This window comes from Flavobacteriaceae bacterium (genome assembly GCA_003443635.1).
Lineage (GTDB): Bacteria > Bacteroidota > Bacteroidia > Flavobacteriales > Flavobacteriaceae > AU392.
The window spans coordinates 2,387,321-2,404,806 of record CP031964.1 but is presented as its reverse complement, the minus strand read 5'-3'; the positions used below and the strand labels follow the sequence as shown (position 1 = coordinate 2,404,806).

Here is a 17,486-nt window from a genome sequence, read left to right as displayed (position 1 = left end):
CATGACATATGTCATATTTTAAGAACTCAAATGAGTATAATTTTGAACCATAACTTCAAATAGGTATGAGCGTTATATACATTTTACTTGCCATAAGTATTCTTGTTGCAATTGTCTTTTTTATAGCTTTTATAATAGCCGTAAAAAGTGGACAGTTTGATGATGATTATACACCATCTATACGAATGCTTTTTGAAGATGAGCTTGTTAAAGAAACACCTGAAAAATCTAAACAAACTACAAAAAATAAATTATAAATATTATGGAAGTACAGCAATTTTATTACGATAATAAAATCGTTAAAAAATTCATCTTTGCTACAATGCTTTGGGGTGTTGTTGGTATGCTAGTAGGGTTATTATTAGCATTTATGTTTTTATTTCCAAACTTAACAGATGGCATTTCTTGGTTAAGTTTTGGACGATTAAGACCATTACATACCAATGCTGTTATTTTTGCCTTTGTAGGTAATGCTATTTTTGCTGGAGTTTATTACTCTTCGCAGCGTTTACTTAAAGCCAGAATGTTTAGTGATGTACTTAGTAATATTAACTTCTGGGGGTGGCAACTTATTATTGTGGGTGCTGCTATTTCTTTACCCCTAGGATATACAACCTCAAAAGAATATGCAGAATTAGAATGGCCTTTTGATATTGCAATTGCTTTGGTTTGGGTAGCCTTTGGTGCCAACCTTATTGGTACGATCCTTAAAAGAAGGCAACGACATATGTATGTAGCCATTTGGTTTTATCTGGCCACATTTGTAACAGTAGCAGTACTTCATATTTTTAATAGCCTGGAAATACCCGTTAGCGGTTTAAAAAGTTATTCTGTATATGCAGGAGTACAAGATGCATTAGTACAATGGTGGTATGGGCACAATGCGGTTGCTTTTTTCCTGACAACTCCATTTTTAGGGCTCATGTATTATTTTATACCTAAAGCAGCAGACAGGCCAATTTATTCGTATCGTTTATCGATTGTTCACTTTTGGTCATTAATCTTTATATATATCTGGGCAGGACCACACCACCTTTTATATACAGCACTGCCAGAATGGGCTCAAAACTTGGGAGTTGCTTTTTCTGTGATGTTGTTAATGCCTTCTTGGGGAGGAATGATAAACGGATTATTAACTCTTCGTGGCGCTTGGGATAAAGTGCGAACAGATCCTGTTTTAAAATTTATGGTTGTTGCGATTACAGGGTACGGTATGGCAACGTTTGAAGGTCCTATGCTTTCTCTTAAAAATGTAAATGCAATTGCACATTTTACAGATTGGATTATAGCACACGTTCACGTTGGGGCATTAGCATGGAATGGGTTTTTAGCCTTCGGAATGATTTATTGGTTAGTCCCTCGATTATTTAAAACAAAATTACATTCTTCAAAACTAGCTAATGCGCATTTTTGGCTGGGAACACTTGGGATTATCTTATATGCATTACCAATGTATGTAGCAGGATTTGTACAAGCTAGTATGTGGAAACAGTTCAATCCAGACGGTACATTGGTTTATGGTAATTTTTTAGAAACTGTTTCTGAGATTATCCCGATGTATTGGATGCGTGCTATTGGTGGTTCACTTTATATTATTGGGATGTTTTTCTTAGCATATAATATTATTACAACAATAAAAAGAGCGCGCCGTAAAGTAGCAGATGAGTTGGCTGAAGCACCTACATTGCAACGTGTATCAAAAAGACGTGTTAAAGGAGAAGGATGGCATACTTGGTTAGAGCGTAAACCTGTAAAGCTTACCATTTTTGCTACAATAGCTATTTTAATAGGCGGGATTGTACAAATTGTACCCACAATATTGGTGAAATCTAATATCCCTACTATTAGTAGTGTACAGCCGTACACACCTTTAGAATTAGAAGGTAGAGATATTTACATTAGAGAAGGTTGTGTATCCTGTCATTCGCAAATGATTCGCCCTTTTAGAAGTGAGGTAGAACGCTATGGAGAATATTCAAAAGCAGGAGAGTTCGTTTACGATCACCCATTCCTTTGGGGGAGTAAACGTACGGGGCCAGATTTACATCGAGTTGGAGGTAAATATTCAGATAATTGGCATTTAAATCATATGTACGATCCGCAAAGTACTTCTAGCGGTTCTATTATGCCAGCTTACCAATGGTTAGTTAGAGACGAACTTGATAAATCTCTTACTGAAACTAAAATGCGTGCAATGGTAAAATTAGGAGTACCTTATACAGAAGAAGATATTGCCAATGCACAACAACAAATGACAGAACAAGGAACTGAAATCGAAAAAAACCTCTATACAGATCCAGATTTTGCAAAAACATATGAAGCTGATAAGGCATCTGGAGGTGCAGATTTTATAGAAATGAGAAATCGTGAAATCGTAGCACTTATTGCTTATTTACAACGATTAGGAACAGATATAAACTTAAAAGAATTAGAAGAAACATTAACCTCTGAAAAATAAAAAACGATGCTAAAATTTGTGAAAAACCATATGGAGAGTATGACAGGAATAGAGATATATCCACTAATTTCTTTACTTATATTTTTTATCTTTTTTGTAGTTCTATTTTGGTGGGTAATTACCGCTAAAAAAGATTATATCACTACAGTAAGTAACCTTCCATTAGATAACCAAAACCATACAGAACTATGAGAAATTTATTTCCTACCTGGCTGAGAATCCCTTTTGTATTTTTTACCATTTTCGGACTTATAGAATATTTTATTGATTCTGGAGATGAACCAGCATTTTTAAAATATCCTATAATAATGCTCTTTTTAGTATTAGTGTTTTTAATTATTATAGCTATAGAAGGTATAGTAGGAGCTATGGAAAATGTGTTATACCAAAGTTTAGATAAAGAAGCAAAAGAGAGGTATGATGCTAAACGCAATAAACTGCCTGAATTTAATTGGATAAAAAACACCTATAAAAAGCTTTTAAAAACAAAACCGATTGAAGAAGAGCACGAAATTATTTTAGATCATAATTATGATGGAATAAAAGAGTTGGATAATGCGCTTCCACCTTGGTGGTTATATGGATTTTATGCCTCTGTTATTTTTGCAGCAGTATACCTTATACGTTACCATATTTTAAATGGTGATAATCAATATGAAGAATTAGAAACCGAGTATGCAGAAGCAAAAATAGCGATTGAAGAATATAAGAAGACTGCAAAAGACCTTGTGGATTATAATACGGTTGAGTTATTAACTGATGCATCAGATTTAAGCAACGGAAAGAAGATTTTTGAAACTAATTGTGTGGCTTGTCATAAAGCAGATGGAGGAGGAGGTATTGGTCCAAACCTAACAGATGAGAATTGGATTTTAGGTGGAGGTATTAAAAATGTATTTAAAACCATTTCTGAAGGTGGGCGTAACGGAAAGGGTATGGTTGCTTGGAAGCAGAGTTTAAAACCTTCGGAAATAGCACAGGTGGCTAGTTATGTATTACAATTTCAAGGTACTACACCTGCCGATCCAAAAGCCGCAGAAGGCGATGTTTGGGTAGAAGAGAGTAAAGAATAATAATATTATTTGACAGATTTTTAATTAAATGATATAAAGTACAATCTTGGAAACCCCAGAAAACGAAATATTTAGAGATTCTATTGGTACCGTTGACGAAAAAGGGAAACGCGCATGGGTATTTCCTAAAATGCCTAAAGGACCATTTTATGAAAAAAGGAAAATAGTGAGCTATATACTCTTACTATTTCTTATAGCATCTCCATTTATAAAAATAAGAGGGAATCAATTTTTAATGTTTAATATATTAGAACGGCGTTTTAATATTTTTGGACTTCCATTTTGGCCACAAGATTTTCATTTAATGGTAATTACAATGATTATTGGAATTGTTTTTGTAACAATCTTTACTGTGGCTTTTGGACGTATTTTTTGCGGATGGATCTGCCCACAAACCATTTTTTTAGAACTCGTTTTTCGTAGAATTGAATATTGGATTGATGGAGATAGAGGTAAACAAATGCGGTTAGATAAACAAGCTTGGAATGCAGAAAAAATAAGAAAGCGCATTTTAAAATGGTCACTCTTTTTAATAATTTCATTTTTAATTGCAAATGTGTTTCTAGCGTATTTAATAGGAAGCGATAAGTTATTTAGATATGTCACAGAAGGACCATCAAATCATTTAAATACACTACTTCCTCTTATTATTTTTACAGCTGTATTTTATTTTGTGTTTGCTTGGTTTAGAGAGCAAGTTTGCATTATTGCATGTCCTTATGGACGGTTACAAGGTGTGCTTTTAGATAACAAATCTATTATTGTGGCTTACGATCATAAACGAGGAGAAGCTGAAGAAGGTAGAAAGAAATTTAGAAAAAACGAAGATAGAAAAGCTTTAGGTGTTGGAGATTGTATAGATTGTTTTCAATGTGTTAATGTTTGCCCTACGGGAATAGATATTAGAAACGGAACACAATTAGAATGTGTAAACTGTACCGCATGCATAGATGAATGTGATCATATTATGGAAAGTATCAATTTACCTAAAGGTCTTATAAGATATACTAGTGAAGCAAATATTGAACAAAAAGAACCATTTAAACTCACACCTAGACTTAAAGGTTATATTGCTGTATTAGCTATACTTACAGGTGTTTTTATCGGGATGTTATTTTTAAGAAATGATATAGAAGCTCGAGTGTTAAGACTTCCTGGGCAATTGTATGAGCATAAAGATGATAATATTATAAGTAATGTGTTTACTTATAAATTGGTAAATAAAACTACCAAAGAAATTGAAAATGTAAAATTTAGTCTCAGAAAACAAAAAGGAGTTATAAAACTAGTTTCTGCTACAGATAACTTTGTAGTGCCAGAGCAAGGAATTGCAGAAGGAACACTCTTTATTGAAATAAATAAGAGTGATTTAAAAGGAGATAAAAATAAACTAATGATCGAAATTTATAGTAATGACGGACTAATAGAAACCACAAGTGTTAATTTTTTAGGACCGAGAAGTTACAAGTAAGATTTTTCTAAATTAAATAAAGAATAACAAAAAAAGAATAATGAAATTTAATTGGGGGACAGGAATAGTACTGGCGTTTATAGGCTTTATAAGCTTTATTATGTATTTCGTGATAACGATGAATTCAGATAAAAAATATAATCACGATTTAGTGACTGAAGATTATTATGGTCAGGAGCTAGAATATCAAAACGATATAAATAAAGAAAAGAACTCTAAAACTTTAGCTGAAAATGTAATCTGGAAAAAAACAAATAAAGGATTACAAATAATTTTTCCTAAAACACTTGAAGCGCATAAAGTGAAAGGAAAAGTGTTCCTATATAGACCATCTAATAAGCAGTTTGACTTTGAAATCCCAATTTCATTGTCAGATCACACTTTGCTCATACCTGACAATCGTTTGTTAGATGGTCGTTGGAACATTATAGTAGATTGGAGTTATAATAAAGAAGAATATTTATACAAGCAAAATATTATATACTAATGCTTTTATCTGCATTTATATTAGGTTTTTTAGGAAGTTTACACTGTGTTGGAATGTGTGGACCAATAGCCTTTATGCTACCAGTAGATAGAAGTAATTCTTTTAAAAAAATAAATCAAATTGCATTATATCATATAGGACGTTTAGCTACCTATAGTTTTATAGGATTATGTTTTGGATTGATTGGGAAAAGCCTTTATATTTTTGGAATACAACAACGGCTTTCAATTATTACAGGAATGATAATGATTGTTGTAGTGTTATTACCTCATAAAGCACTTAACACTTATAATTTTTCTAAACCTATTTTTAAATTCATTAGCAAAATTAAAAATGGATTGGGAACTGCTTTAAAGAAAAAAACACCAGATACATTTTTAACTATCGGATTTTTAAATGGGTTTCTGCCCTGCGGCTTAGTATACATGGCTGTTTTTGGAGCTATAGCTACCGGAGACATATTACAAGGAAGTTTATACATGCTATTATTTGGCATAGGTACAATCCCATTAATGACAACTGCTATTTATTTAGGTAAGTTTTTAAATAACGCGGTTAAGCAGCGTATCCAGAGAATGATTCCTGTATTTGTTGTGATTATTGGAGTGTTATTTGTTCTGCGTGGTTTAGGACTGGGAATCCCTTATGTATCTCCTACACCAGTTATGGAAATAGTATCTAGTGAAATAAAATGTTATAATTAATTTTATGATTATAAATTTATTGTTCTGATTTACTGATATTTATCATATTTATTTTTTAGAATTATAAATATATTTAATTAGTTAACTTTTAAATTAAGAGTGATGAAAAATATTGTACTGCTTACAGATTTTTCAGAGAATTCACAAAATGCAATTAATTACGCATTAGAATTTTTTAAAAATGATACATGTCAATTTTATGTGATGCACGTTCATAAAATGGGATCTTATACTATGGACGATTTAATGTTAGCACCTGATCAAAATGTTTATGATTCCATAGTGAAAAAACCAAAAAAACGCTTGAATGAGATCATACAAAATTTAGAAAATATAAAAAAAACTAATCATAAGTTTGAGACTATAGTTGATTTTGATGATTTTACCGATGCAATAAATCAAATAGTTGTATCTAAGAAGATAGATTTTGTAGTTTTAGGAAGCAATGGAGTTACAGGAGCGAAAGAAGTACTTTTTGGTAGTAATACTTTAAATGTAATCCGAAAAGTTAATTGTAAAACTCTTGTTGTTCCAAAACAATACATATATCAGCCAATAAAAGGAGCTGTATTAGCATTAGACTCTAGTGATGACGTAACAGATATTATTGTTTCGCAATTAAAATCTTTTATGATAACACATCCTTTTCTACTAAATGTATTACGTATAAATCCTCATCAAAACAAAACAGAGTACACATTTTATGATCATTCATATTTAGAAAAAATACCACATCGATATTATACTATTAATGATGTTCCTACTCATTATGCTATAAATAGTTTTATTCAAATTAAGAATATTGGGATGTCCATTCTTTTTATAAATAAAGAAGGCTTTTTTGAACGCTTATTTTCGAGTTCAGCAAAAACTAAAATTAGCAATTCATTAAAAACACCGCTTTTAATTTTTCATAACAAAATATAAAAGAGAATCAACTAAATTGATTCTCTTTTATAAAACACAATTAATCTTAAGTAATTTTAATAACTTTTTTTGAAGACTCAATAACCTCTTTGTTTTTGTTTAATAAAACTTTTAAAATACCGTCTTTATAGGTTGCTTTAGGCATTTTATTAATATCGATAGAATCAGGTAGTTTAAGCGAACGTTTAAAAGAATTATAATTAAACTCTTTGCGAGTGTAATTATCTTCAGAAGTTTCAGTTTCCTTACTCTTATTACCTTGAACATTTAGGATACCATTATCTATAGTAATTTGAAAATCTTTTTTTGCAAATCCTGGCGCAGCAATTTCAATCTCAAATTTGTTATCAACTTCTTTAATGTTCAATGCAGGCATTAAGCCATTTTCTTCAAAAAAGTCAGTATTAAAAAAGTCATCAGAGCTTAAAAGACCTTTTAAGGCTTCATTGTTCCAAGGAAACAATTTGTTTCGGTTGTTAAATTTAATAAGTGACATAATTCTATATATTTAAAATTAAACTTCATTTTCTGTTTTAGACTTGTAAAAATCTCTAACCCAAGCTTTAAGTTGATTTGGTGTCATAAAATCTGTTTTTACAATATTTAATACATTTTTATAAATTGTTTTGTTAATTTTTTCTAATGCTTTTAAAAACATCATCCCAGCTTCTGCAGGTCCAAAAATGATAATATGAGATTCATTATTAATATGTGATATAATATCTTTAAAATAAACTCTTAATTGATGTTTTTCTCGTTCCAAATACTTACTATCTTGAACAACATCTTGAGGGCCACCTTTAAAACGTGTTCCTGATCCACCATGTATATGAAAATGTTCTATATTAGAAGATATTGTAATCATCGTGTCACGATTATTATCAATAATAAAAGCTTTGTCTTTATTTATCCAAATACCTATTTGTTTCATGATTTCTAAATTTTAGAATATTAAGTTATATATAAAAAACATAAATAAATATGACATATGTCATTGTAATACAGTTAAATAAGTTTTATTTTTAAGTTTTTTGAAATGATAACTAAAGAGAAACATATATTGTATTTGTATGAAAGTATTGGAAAGCTATTTTATGCTATAGCAGCTTGTGACCATACCATTAATAAAATAGAAAAGTTAACTTTAAATCACATACTTACAAACGACTGGAAACATGTGGATAAAATGTATAGAAAAGTAGTATATAAGACATTTGAAGAAGTGGAACTTAAAAAAAAAGAGTACAAATAAATATCTAGACAATTTTTTAAAATTTAAAAGGGATAATGAAGATTTATTTTCTAAAGAAATCAAAACCTTAATACTAAAAACAGCTAATGCTATTGCATCTAGTTTTGCTAACAAAAATAAATCTGAACTAATTATATTAGCTAAGTTGTCTTTAGAATTTAAAAAATAAAAGTATTGTTATAACAATGAAATATTATAATTGTTAATTTTTTCTTGTATCTAATTACTATTATATTTTAAACGTCATTACTGGTAGAGTGGAGTGATTGGCTAAATCTTCTGAAATACTTCCATCAATAAAATGAGCCAAACCTTTTCTGCCATGAGTTGCAATTGTAATTAAATCGATATCTGTTTTATTACAGAAGTTTGAAACTCCTTTTTCAATAGAGTAATCACAAATAAAATGAACATCGTTAATATGCCTTTCGTTTCCATCTACTCGTTTTAAAAATTGAAGCACTTGCTTTTCCATTTCTGTATTGCTTTTAAAACTGTTGTACGGAAGATTAACGTAGAGTAAGTTTAATTGTGCTCCTAAAATTTTCACCATTCTAGTAATATTAATATAAGCTTTAATAGATTCTTCTGAAAAGTCACAAGCAAATACTACATTTTTAAAACTTTTTAAGTTTGGCTTATCTTTTAAAACCAAAACAGGAATATTTGAATGCCTAATAACCTTTTGAGTATTAGAGCCTACAAATACTTCTTTGAGTCCACTATTGCCCTTAGAGCCCATTATAATTAAATCAACATCATTTTCGTCTACTACTTCATTAACTTCACTAAATACTTTAAAGTGCTTTACTATGGGCGTAATTGTTATCCCTTTTAAGTAATCTTTATCTAAAAAATTATTAAATCGTTCTCTTGCATATTTTATAAGAAATGCGGTCTTCATTTGTTGTTCACTATCTATCGAAGTAAGTATAGCTTCAGATATTTCTAACATATGAAGAGCAAAAATTTCTGCATTATGCTTTTTAGCTAAAATAGCAGCAGTCTCTAATGCGTATTCTGAGTGTAATGAGAAATCTACAGGAACAATAATTTTTTTCATCGCTTTGATTTTAAATAGTCATCGAGAATAATTTTACATCGGGTTGTTTTCGTTTTAATAATAGATCGAATGCCATACAGATGTTTCTGATAAAAGCTTTACCTTCTTGAGTTACTGTAATCGATTTTGAAGATATTTTTACCAATCCATCATTTTCCATTTCTTTCAATTTTATTAAGACATCTGGCAGTTCTTTAAAATAGTTTTTTTCTGAATCCCAGGAAGTTGTAAACTGACACATTAAATTGAGAATGTGCTGTCGGATGATTAAATCTTCACTGTTTAAAATATGCCCTTTTGTTACAGGTAAGATATTATTATCTAATAAATGAAGATATGCTTCTAAGCTTTTTACGTTTTGTGCAAAACTATACCAACTATCACTAATTGCAGAAACTCCTAAACCTATCATGACCTGTGTTTTTGAAGCCGTGTACCCCATAAAATTTCTATGAATTTCATTATTTGTTAAAGATCTATATAAGGCATCAGTTTTTAAAGTAAAATGATCCATTCCTATTTCAATATAATCAGCTTCATCTAATAATGCTTTTCCAATCTCATATTGCTTTCTTTTTAATTCTGCTGAAGGTAAATCACTGTCTTTAAATCCACGTTGCCCATTTCCTTTTAACCATGGCACATGTGCATAGCTATAAAATGCAATACGATCTGGCATTAAAGTTTTAGTTTTTTGAATAGTCTTAATAAGATGCGCTTCTGTTTGAAGTGGTAAACCGAAAATAATATCGTGACCAATTGAAGTATATCCAATTTTTCTAGCAGTTTCAGTAACGCTTTTCACATTTTCAAAAGACTGTATCCGGTTGATTGCTTTTTGTACTGTTTGATTATAGTCTTGTACACCAAAGCTAACACGCCTAAACCCTAAATTATAAAGTGTTTGAAGATGTTCTTCTGTTGTATTGTTAGGATGCCCCTCAAAACTAAATTCATAGTCATTAGCTAGTGATACTTTATTTAATAAACTCTTAATTAAAAGTTCTAAATTTTTAGGAGAGAAAAAAGTAGGTGTTCCACCACCTATATGCAACTCTTTAATTTTTGGTTTTACAGGAAGAATATCGAGATATAAATTCCATTCTTTTAAAAGCGCGTTAATGTATGGCCGCTCTATATTATGTTGTTTTGTAATACGCTTATTACAACCGCAAAAGGTACACAAGCTTTCACAAAAGGGTAAATGTATATAGATGCTAATACTTTCAGAAGTATTACTCTCATTAAAAGATTGTTGTAAAGTAGATTTCCATTGTTTTAAAGAAAAACTGTCCATATCCCAATATGGAACTGTTGGATAACTGGTATACCTAGGACCAGCAATATTATATTTATTTGTCAAATTGCACATACCTAAAATTTTAATGTTTCAAAATTAGGTATCAAAACAGGGTTAAAATATGATAATTATCATATGACAACCATAATTTATACTTGCAGGTTATTTATGATCTTTAAATTAAAATTATTTCCTGTAAATATTATCAAAATAGGAGTCAGCTTTAACTTTCTAATTGTTTTACCAATTCTCTGGAAATTACTGTATCATATATAATTTTAAGCTTAGTAATTTTATTTGAAGTATCAAATTCTATAATATCTACAACATCAAACTCTACTTTTTGATTGTTTTTTAAGGTCCATTTATATTTAAAATAAAGTGCTAAACTATTTGAATCTTTCTCTTCGAAAATTCCTTTTAAATCTAGTTCTGAATTTGTTGTATCGTTATTTAACTTGTTATAAAATTGATGCGCATTCATTACTCCATATACAGGAGAATCTACAATACCGTTTTTAGTAAATAAACTCAACACATCTGTTATATTCCCTTTTTCAAGAAAATTTATATAATTAATTGCTATTTCTTTTTTAGATAACATAAATAATTGAGTTTTAACTATTCTTCTTTTGATACTGACTAAGTTAATGAAAATGGATTAAGTGTCATTCGGTAACAAGAAATCTCTAAAACAAATAATTAACTTTTTGTAATCGAAGGAGTATCATTCTTTGAGTGATATGTAATAAGATATAAGAAAACAATTGCGTTAGAAGCAATTGATAGAGCATCACCCAAACTTGTTCCATGAATTATTCTTGTAATTAGTGCTCCTATCATAACAAAGAAAAGAATAAAAGCTCCTATATATCGAATTTTAGGAATTAATAAAAGTAAAGCTCCAAACAATTCTAAAACTCCAATAAGTGTTCTAAACCAATTTGGGTAACCCCATCTTTGAAATGCATTTGTCCAGAAGCCATCAGGGTCCAATTTTCGAACTCCATTGATTCCAAGACTATATGCAAACCAAAGAGCAATTAACCATAAAAGGATTGACTGTATTCTAGTTAAGCTAGTTCTGATTGAGTCAATAGTTTTTATAACCATAGTTGAGTTGTTTTGTTTGCTTCAAATGTAGAATATAGGTGAATTTAAAATGCAATAATGTGGTGTATTATAAGATAATTGTGGTGAAAACTTATGAATTATTTTTTGGAAACAACAACTTGAGTTTTTCCTTATAACTTTTACTCATTTTTACAGTTCTTTCAAATTGCAAGTAAATAAAATAACCACCATTTGGATCAACTTTGGTGGACTTAACATAATTAAGATTAACTAAATACTTTCTGTGGATACGTTGAAAAACTAACGGATCTAATTGTTCTTCAAGTTTACTTAGGGTTTTCCTAATAAGATATTGATTATTACCAATTGTATAGATAGAAATATAATTGTCGTTTGCTTCAAATAACTGAATCTCACTAATATTTATAAAAAAAGTTTCTCCTCTTTTTTTAATAGGAATAGTTGTTAAATATTCTTTTAAAATAGGCTTTTCTTTAGTCACTCCTATAAAGTAGAGTAGACACGAAATGAGAGCGTAAATAAAAAATATTAAAATACTAGAATGATATAAAGTAAACATAAAACCTTTCCAAAGAGAGTATTCTCTCTTACTGGTAGCCCATTCTAATACAGATGAGATTAATATAAATCCTATAATAAATACTAAACATGTGAGAATGATAAATATTATTTTTAAATAGACTGTCTCTTTTGCTTTTTTCCAACTCCAAGGAAATATAAATGCGATAATAGAAAAACTCAAATAAAAAAATAGAGTAGGAAAGACCATTAAAGGAGATGGTTTTTCATAACTAGAATTAATAGTATAAGTTTGAAATAATATAGCAGAAGCTATTATAAGACCTGCAAGAAATAAAAAAATAAATGCAGTTAACTGTTTGTTTTCTCTAAAAAGCATCATGAATATCAGTTATAAATGGTGTAATATTTAATAAATTTATATATTAAATTAGAAGTATAATTTCTCCAACAGCTTATAAAAATATTAACTGAACTCATTTTCATAAAGCATTTATTGTCTGATTTTCTAAAGAATTTTATCATTAATTAATTTAATGTTCTTTTTTAACTTGTTCTATAATTTCAACCAAATTTTTATATGTCTTCCTACCAAAAAAACGCTCTTTTATTTTCCCTCTATCAATAATAACAGAAAGAGGTAGAAATTTTTCAGGATTAATCCATTGGTAGTTTTTTTGCATCCCAATAATAGAAGGGCTTTCTATTTTTAAAATGAACTGTTTAATTTTTTCTGAATTTTCATCACTTATAGCTATGACAACTAAATCTTCAGAGAATTGGGTTTCTAATTTTTTCAAATCCGGGAATTCCTTAATACATGGAGGGCAAAAAGTACCCCAAAAATTTAAAAGTACAATTTTTCCATTATGATCTTCTAGCGTTTCAATTTCGTTATTAGCAACATTTAAATACTCGAAATGGACCATTTCTGTTCCGATAGCATTATCAACTTTTGCCAACGAACTTATCATTGGTTTGAGAGAGAAATTTGTCATATAAATCAAAGCTCCCAAAATAATTGCTGAGATACTTAAAGAGGTTCGTAATATCTTCTTTTTTAGATTAGAAAAATTTAATTTCGAAACTTTCCAATCTGTTATGAGAATAACTATAAATAAAGGAATTAAAACATAATTACCATAGTGATCAAAAAAGAAAGCATATTCTCCAATTATTTGTACTATTTTCTCCATTTATGACGAGAGATGAAAATTATCATCATATGTTTAAATGCGACTTCGTTATGATTGTGAACAAACTAAGTTAACAAAAAAGAAGTAAAGTATAAAAATCGATTAAAAACCCTCAAAAAATTATTAAGTAATAAACAACGAATTATGACATGTGTATAATGTTTAAAATTGCTTATTGATTAGGTATTATAGTAGATTTTTAACTTATTAAGTCATTCTCAATCGTATAATATAATCCAATTTTGTTTCATAAAGATTCGCAAAATCTTTTAATATTCATCAAAACACTTTCCCAACCAGATATACATCCATTATAATAATCATCTGCAATCTTTTCAGTAGGAATTCCTGATTGCTTGACGGTAAGTTCTGAAACTGTTGAATCTATTTTATTGATTGTAAATTGAACATTCATTTTAGAAGTAAATGGTAATTTACCTAGTTTTGCCTTATACGATAAATACTCTAAAGAAATTTGTTTGTTTGGTGTCAATTCTGCTATTTTTGAAACTGTTGTGAAATCTGGATCATCTATATTATTACCCCAAGATATTACATATATCCCTCCAATTTCTTCAATGACTATTGCTGATTTTGCTTCCCACCAATGAGTAATTGAAGATGGTGTTATCAGACTACGATAAATTTTTTTAGGAGTTTGTCTGATTTTAATTTTTTTAGAGATTTCCCTATTCATAATGAATATTTTTTTAATTATACCTCTTCGAGTTCAAATATTGTGATTTCGGGCCTTACATTAAATCTTACCTGCCATAAATGTCCAATGGCTCTATTAATATAGAGGTTTCTACCATCCCCTAAGTCTATTTCTCCTTGCGAATACCTTTTATTCTTTACTGGTAACATTGGTGCTTTTAAAAATGGAGGCTTGCATTGCCCACCATGAGTATGCCCAGAAAGAATCCAACCTTGATAACCATTCCAAACATCTAAATCACAAACATCAGGGTTATGGCATAAAAGCAAATTTGCTTTTGTTTTATCGTAGTTACTCATTATTTTTTCTGGAGCAAAATTTAAGCCCCAATAATCATCAAAGCCAATAATATTTAATCCTTCAAAGTCAGTTTGTGAATTTTTTAATAAGGTGATACCGGAATTTGTTAATTGAGATGAAATTTGATTTGCTACTTTTTGTTCCGACCAATTCTTGCCATAATCATGATTTCCAAGTATTCCTACTGTTGCTATCTTTCCTTTAACTATATATTTTAAAACTTCACCTAGTTGTTTAAATTGCTCTTCGTTTTCGTAACTCACATAATCTCCAGTATAAGCAACGAAATCTGGTTTAAATTCCTGAGCTTTTTTGAATGAATCAATAATGTAGTTATAATCAAAACGATTGCCAACATGAATATCGCTTATTTGCATTAGTGTTTTACCAACAAGGCTTTTAGGTAAATTAGAAATAGGCATTTTTTTCTTAACAAATTCTAACCAGAAAGGCTCAATTTGCCAGGCATAAAGTCCTGTGCAAAACCCAGCGCCTATAGTTCCCCAAAAAGTTTGTTTTATAAATTTCCTTCTATTCATTTTAATTAACTACAATATATGAATAAGCTTTCTACAGAGACATTATTATGCAGTAACTATAAATATAAATGATTTTTCCTCAAGATTTTTACCTGTAAATCATAAAAACCATTCGTCGACACTTAAAAGTTATTCATCGACACTAAATTTTAATTAAACGAATATAAATATTCACTTTATCTAAATCTCGATATTTTCAAATTATAAAACCCTCAAAATGAAAAATAATTTAAAAGTATTGTTGATTGAAGATGATACTATTGAAGTTATGAAATTGAAAAGAACAATTTCGAAATTACAATTAGATCATACACTAATAGAAGCTAATAATGGAGACGACGCACTTAAGATTTTAAAACAAAAAGACAGTTTACCTAACATTATTTTGTTGGATTTAAATATGCCTAAAATTAGTGGTATTGAATTTTTATCTATTTTGAAGGATGATGAAAAATTAAAGCATGTTCCAACAATTATTCTAACCACATCAAACAATAAAAAAGATTTATTAGAGTGTTATAAAATAGGTGTTTCTGGATATATTTTAAAACCATTAAAATACGAAGAATATGTATCTAAAATAGAAAAAGTGTTATCTTACTGGAGTATTAACGAATTAATAGAATTTTAATGAAGGGTATTGTTTTTACTGAGTTTTTAGATTTAGTCGAGCATAAATTTGGATTGCCCATGGTTGATAAGATTATTGAACAATCTGAATTAGATTCGGGAGGTATATATACTTCTATAGGAACTTATAAGTTTTCAGAGATGTTGCAATTACTTCAAAATCTAAGCGCTAATACTAATATTAGTATCGATGATCTACTGTTAGTTTATGCAGAACACTTTTTTAGTGTGTTAGAGGTTAGCTATCCAGGGCTTTTAAACACTTACAGCGACCCTATTGAGATGCTAGCCTCAATAGAAAATCACATACATGTTGAGGTTAGGAAAATTTATCCTGATGCCGAATTACCTACTTTTAATGTTATAGAAAAGACAAAGAACAAATTAATAATGATCTATAGTTCTAGCAGAGCGATGCATCATTTTGGATTAGGGTTAATGAATAAAACTTTTGAACACTTTAATGCAACTGCTACTATTATTTTAGAAAAAATTAAAGAAGATGGTACAGAAGTTAAATTCATTATTAATAAAAATTAATGAGCCAAGACCAAATTGATATACTACAACGAGCTTTACATCGAGAAAAATTAGCTAGAAAACAAGCAGAGAAAATTCTTGAAGAAAAATCATTAGCACTTTTTAATACAGCACAAGAATTAAAAGAAGCCAATCATAAATTAGAATTTCTTTTAGATGAAAAAACAGTACAATTACAAGGTGTTTTCGAGAATATTAATGATGCCTATCTAGTAATGGATATTAAGGGCAATGTTATTAAAATGAATGATGCCGCCATTGAACTTTTTGGTTATAATGTTGAAAACGAAAGTATTAATGTAACTAAGCTTATTTATAAGGAAGATTATAGATATGCAATACAATCGTTTAAAGAATTAGTTAAAAAAGGATTCTTTACAGATTATACTGCAAGAGTTTTTACAAAAGCAAAAGAAGTTAAATGGGTACACATTAATGCATCCATCATTTATAATAAACAAAAAGAACCTGTTGCCGCTCAAGGTATCATAAGAGACATTACAGAAGCTAAGTTTTCTGCAAACTTAATCGAAGAACAAAAAGAAGCATTAGAAAAAAGTAATGATGAGCTTCAAGAATATGCCCACATCGTATCACACGATTTAAAATCTCCGTTGCGAAGTATCGATGCATTGGTTAATTGGATAAAAGAAGATAATAAAGAAAAGTTTGATGAAGTTAGTCTTCAAAATTTCGAATTGATTGAAAGTACATTAGAAAAAATGGAGCAATTGATTTCAGATATTTTAAATTATTCAAGCTTAGGTAACAACAATGAAACTGAAGAGGTTGATTTAAATGTGTTAGTTACAGATTTAAAACAAATCCTATTTGTTCCTGAGCATATCTCTATAGATATACTTAATAAACTACCAATTATTAGAGGAGATAAAACCAAATTGCAGCAATTATTTCAGAATTTGATGAGTAATGCCATAAAGTTTAATGATAAAAAGAAAGGAGTAATTGAAATTGATGTTTCAGAAAAGAAATTGTTTTATCAGTTTTCAATAAAAGATAATGGGATAGGGATAGATAAAAAATATCATAGTAAGATTTTTAAAATCTTTCATGCTCTTAATGATAATAAGAAATCTTCAGGTATTGGTTTATCTATTGTGAAAAAAATTGTCGACCTATTTAATGGAAGAATTTGGGTAGATTCAAAACTAGGAATAGAGACTACATTTTATTTTACATTAAAAAAAGTATAA

General features: G+C 29.3%; 23 protein-coding genes. 13 read left to right on the top strand and 10 right to left on the bottom strand.

The features are described from left to right. Positions 1-65: 65 nt before the first annotated feature. From ccoS to D1817_10940, 8 genes are all read left to right on the top strand, one after another. On the top strand, positions 66-257 hold the full coding sequence (gene ccoS, locus D1817_10975; GenBank protein AXT20387.1) for a cbb3-type cytochrome oxidase assembly protein CcoS: 192 nt from the start codon (positions 66-68) through the stop codon (positions 255-257). A 5-nt stretch (positions 258-262) separates the two neighbouring features. Further along, complete coding sequence (gene ccoN, locus D1817_10970; protein AXT20386.1) at positions 263-2,458, top strand: cytochrome-c oxidase, cbb3-type subunit I; 2,196 nt, start codon at positions 263-265, stop codon at positions 2,456-2,458. Positions 2,459-2,464: 6 nt separating this feature from the next. Then, the gene (locus D1817_10965) at positions 2,465-2,650 is read left to right on the top strand and encodes a CcoQ/FixQ family Cbb3-type cytochrome c oxidase assembly chaperone (protein ID AXT20385.1); all 186 of its coding nucleotides are present in this window, start codon (positions 2,465-2,467) and stop codon (positions 2,648-2,650) included. Further along, positions 2,647-3,531, top strand: coding sequence for a cytochrome C oxidase subunit III (locus D1817_10960; GenBank protein AXT20384.1), 885 nt, complete (start codon positions 2,647-2,649; stop codon positions 3,529-3,531). Before D1817_10965 ends, D1817_10960 begins: the two co-directional genes overlap by 4 nt. 46 nt (positions 3,532-3,577) lie before the next feature. After that, entirely contained in the window at positions 3,578-5,002 is a 1,425-nt protein-coding gene (gene ccoG, locus D1817_10955; protein ID AXT20383.1) for a cytochrome c oxidase accessory protein CcoG, read from the top strand. A 40-nt stretch (positions 5,003-5,042) separates the two neighbouring features. Next, positions 5,043-5,489: a cytochrome C oxidase Cbb3 gene (locus D1817_10950; protein ID AXT20382.1), complete on the top strand. Its 447-nt coding sequence runs from the start codon at positions 5,043-5,045 to the stop codon at positions 5,487-5,489. Continuing rightward, positions 5,489-6,193 (top strand): sulfite exporter TauE/SafE family protein, encoded by a 705-nt coding sequence (locus D1817_10945; protein AXT20381.1) that lies wholly within the window; start codon positions 5,489-5,491, stop codon positions 6,191-6,193. The genes D1817_10950 and D1817_10945 overlap by 1 nt, the downstream gene beginning before the upstream one ends. 102 nt (positions 6,194-6,295) lie before the next feature. Then, on the top strand, positions 6,296-7,120 hold the full coding sequence (locus tag D1817_10940) for a universal stress protein (protein AXT20380.1): 825 nt from the start codon (positions 6,296-6,298) through the stop codon (positions 7,118-7,120). Between the two features lie 46 nt (positions 7,121-7,166). On the opposite strand, the gene D1817_10935 is transcribed toward D1817_10940, so the two are convergent. Together D1817_10935 and D1817_10930 are read right to left on the bottom strand one after the other, a co-directional pair. Next, positions 7,167-7,616, bottom strand: a complete 450-nt coding sequence (locus tag D1817_10935) for an Hsp20/alpha crystallin family protein (protein ID AXT20379.1) — start codon at positions 7,614-7,616, stop codon at positions 7,167-7,169. 18 nt (positions 7,617-7,634) lie between these two features. Further along, positions 7,635-8,051 (bottom strand): hypothetical protein, encoded by a 417-nt coding sequence (locus D1817_10930; GenBank protein AXT20378.1) that lies wholly within the window; start codon positions 8,049-8,051, stop codon positions 7,635-7,637. 105 nt (positions 8,052-8,156) lie between these two features. On the opposite strand from D1817_10930, the gene D1817_10925 reads away from it, so the two are divergent. Together D1817_10925 and D1817_10920 are read left to right on the top strand one after the other, a co-directional pair. Next, positions 8,157-8,372: a hypothetical protein gene (locus D1817_10925; protein AXT20377.1), complete on the top strand. Its 216-nt coding sequence runs from the start codon at positions 8,157-8,159 to the stop codon at positions 8,370-8,372. Next, a complete protein-coding gene (locus tag D1817_10920) occupies positions 8,335-8,541 on the top strand; it encodes a hypothetical protein (GenBank protein ID AXT20376.1) in 207 nt (68 codons plus the stop codon). Before D1817_10925 ends, D1817_10920 begins: the two co-directional genes overlap by 38 nt. A 60-nt stretch (positions 8,542-8,601) precedes the next feature. Here D1817_10920 and D1817_10915 read toward each other — a convergent pair whose 3' ends face one another. The 8 genes from D1817_10915 to D1817_10880 all read right to left on the bottom strand — a co-directional run bounded on the left by D1817_10915 (position 8,602) and on the right by D1817_10880 (position 15,102). Beyond that, a complete protein-coding gene (locus D1817_10915; protein AXT20375.1) occupies positions 8,602-9,435 on the bottom strand; it encodes a universal stress protein in 834 nt (277 codons plus the stop codon). 10 nt (positions 9,436-9,445) lie between these two features. Beyond that, the gene (hemN, locus tag D1817_10910; protein AXT20374.1) at positions 9,446-10,807 is read right to left on the bottom strand and encodes an oxygen-independent coproporphyrinogen III oxidase; all 1,362 of its coding nucleotides are present in this window, start codon (positions 10,805-10,807) and stop codon (positions 9,446-9,448) included. Between the two features lie 151 nt (positions 10,808-10,958). Continuing rightward, positions 10,959-11,339: a nuclear transport factor 2 family protein gene (locus D1817_10905; protein ID AXT20373.1), complete on the bottom strand. Its 381-nt coding sequence runs from the start codon at positions 11,337-11,339 to the stop codon at positions 10,959-10,961. Positions 11,340-11,437: 98 nt separating this feature from the next. Next, positions 11,438-11,848, bottom strand: a complete 411-nt coding sequence (locus D1817_10900; protein ID AXT20372.1) for a hypothetical protein — start codon at positions 11,846-11,848, stop codon at positions 11,438-11,440. Positions 11,849-11,939: 91 nt separating this feature from the next. Further along, positions 11,940-12,731: a LytTR family transcriptional regulator gene (locus tag D1817_10895; protein ID AXT20371.1), complete on the bottom strand. Its 792-nt coding sequence runs from the start codon at positions 12,729-12,731 to the stop codon at positions 11,940-11,942. 151 nt (positions 12,732-12,882) lie between these two features. Continuing rightward, positions 12,883-13,545, bottom strand: coding sequence for a TlpA family protein disulfide reductase (locus D1817_10890; GenBank protein ID AXT20370.1), 663 nt, complete (start codon positions 13,543-13,545; stop codon positions 12,883-12,885). A gap of 247 nt (positions 13,546-13,792) precedes the next feature. Next, entirely contained in the window at positions 13,793-14,242 is a 450-nt protein-coding gene (locus D1817_10885) for an SRPBCC domain-containing protein (protein ID AXT20369.1), read from the bottom strand. A 17-nt stretch (positions 14,243-14,259) separates the two neighbouring features. Further along, a complete protein-coding gene (locus D1817_10880) occupies positions 14,260-15,102 on the bottom strand; it encodes a phosphoesterase (protein ID AXT20368.1) in 843 nt (280 codons plus the stop codon). A 217-nt stretch (positions 15,103-15,319) separates the two neighbouring features. On the opposite strand from D1817_10880, the gene D1817_10875 reads away from it, so the two are divergent. From D1817_10875 to D1817_10865, 3 genes are read left to right on the top strand one after another with little or no spacing between them, the layout of a single operon-like run. Next, complete coding sequence (locus tag D1817_10875) at positions 15,320-15,733, top strand: response regulator (GenBank protein AXT20367.1); 414 nt, start codon at positions 15,320-15,322, stop codon at positions 15,731-15,733. Beyond that, on the top strand, positions 15,733-16,272 hold the full coding sequence (locus tag D1817_10870) for a hypothetical protein (protein AXT20366.1): 540 nt from the start codon (positions 15,733-15,735) through the stop codon (positions 16,270-16,272). Before D1817_10875 ends, D1817_10870 begins: the two co-directional genes overlap by 1 nt. After that, positions 16,272-17,486 (top strand): PAS domain S-box protein, encoded by a 1,215-nt coding sequence (locus tag D1817_10865; GenBank protein AXT20365.1) that lies wholly within the window; start codon positions 16,272-16,274, stop codon positions 17,484-17,486. The genes D1817_10870 and D1817_10865 overlap by 1 nt, the downstream gene beginning before the upstream one ends.

What these genes read in the sequence shown, in the direction of transcription:
- D1817_10925 (AXT20377.1), top strand. Translation starts at nt 8,157, where the DNA reads ATGATAACTAAAGAGAAACATATATTGTATTTGTATGAAAGTATTGGA.
- D1817_10965 (AXT20385.1), top strand. Translation starts at nt 2,465, where the DNA reads ATGCTAAAATTTGTGAAAAACCATATGGAGAGTATGACAGGAATAGAG.
- D1817_10945 (AXT20381.1), top strand. Translation starts at nt 5,489, where the DNA reads ATGCTTTTATCTGCATTTATATTAGGTTTTTTAGGAAGTTTACACTGT.
- D1817_10900 (AXT20372.1), bottom strand. Translation starts at nt 11,848, where the DNA reads ATGGTTATAAAAACTATTGACTCAATCAGAACTAGCTTAACTAGAATA.
- hemN (AXT20374.1), bottom strand. Translation starts at nt 10,807, where the DNA reads ATGTGCAATTTGACAAATAAATATAATATTGCTGGTCCTAGGTATACC.
- D1817_10880 (AXT20368.1), bottom strand. Translation starts at nt 15,102, where the DNA reads ATGAATAGAAGGAAATTTATAAAACAAACTTTTTGGGGAACTATAGGC.
- D1817_10870 (AXT20366.1), top strand. Translation starts at nt 15,733, where the DNA reads ATGAAGGGTATTGTTTTTACTGAGTTTTTAGATTTAGTCGAGCATAAA.
- ccoN (AXT20386.1), top strand. Translation starts at nt 263, where the DNA reads ATGGAAGTACAGCAATTTTATTACGATAATAAAATCGTTAAAAAATTC.
- D1817_10905 (AXT20373.1), bottom strand. Translation starts at nt 11,339, where the DNA reads ATGTTATCTAAAAAAGAAATAGCAATTAATTATATAAATTTTCTTGAA.
- D1817_10940 (AXT20380.1), top strand. Translation starts at nt 6,296, where the DNA reads ATGAAAAATATTGTACTGCTTACAGATTTTTCAGAGAATTCACAAAAT.
- D1817_10960 (AXT20384.1), top strand. Translation starts at nt 2,647, where the DNA reads ATGAGAAATTTATTTCCTACCTGGCTGAGAATCCCTTTTGTATTTTTT.
- D1817_10930 (AXT20378.1), bottom strand. Translation starts at nt 8,051, where the DNA reads ATGAAACAAATAGGTATTTGGATAAATAAAGACAAAGCTTTTATTATT.
- D1817_10875 (AXT20367.1), top strand. Translation starts at nt 15,320, where the DNA reads ATGAAAAATAATTTAAAAGTATTGTTGATTGAAGATGATACTATTGAA.
- D1817_10935 (AXT20379.1), bottom strand. Translation starts at nt 7,616, where the DNA reads ATGTCACTTATTAAATTTAACAACCGAAACAAATTGTTTCCTTGGAAC.
- D1817_10915 (AXT20375.1), bottom strand. Translation starts at nt 9,435, where the DNA reads ATGAAAAAAATTATTGTTCCTGTAGATTTCTCATTACACTCAGAATAC.
- D1817_10890 (AXT20370.1), bottom strand. Translation starts at nt 13,545, where the DNA reads ATGGAGAAAATAGTACAAATAATTGGAGAATATGCTTTCTTTTTTGAT.
- D1817_10865 (AXT20365.1), top strand. Translation starts at nt 16,272, where the DNA reads ATGAGCCAAGACCAAATTGATATACTACAACGAGCTTTACATCGAGAA.
- ccoS (AXT20387.1), top strand. Translation starts at nt 66, where the DNA reads ATGAGCGTTATATACATTTTACTTGCCATAAGTATTCTTGTTGCAATT.
- D1817_10950 (AXT20382.1), top strand. Translation starts at nt 5,043, where the DNA reads ATGAAATTTAATTGGGGGACAGGAATAGTACTGGCGTTTATAGGCTTT.
- D1817_10895 (AXT20371.1), bottom strand. Translation starts at nt 12,731, where the DNA reads ATGATGCTTTTTAGAGAAAACAAACAGTTAACTGCATTTATTTTTTTA.
- D1817_10885 (AXT20369.1), bottom strand. Translation starts at nt 14,242, where the DNA reads ATGAATAGGGAAATCTCTAAAAAAATTAAAATCAGACAAACTCCTAAA.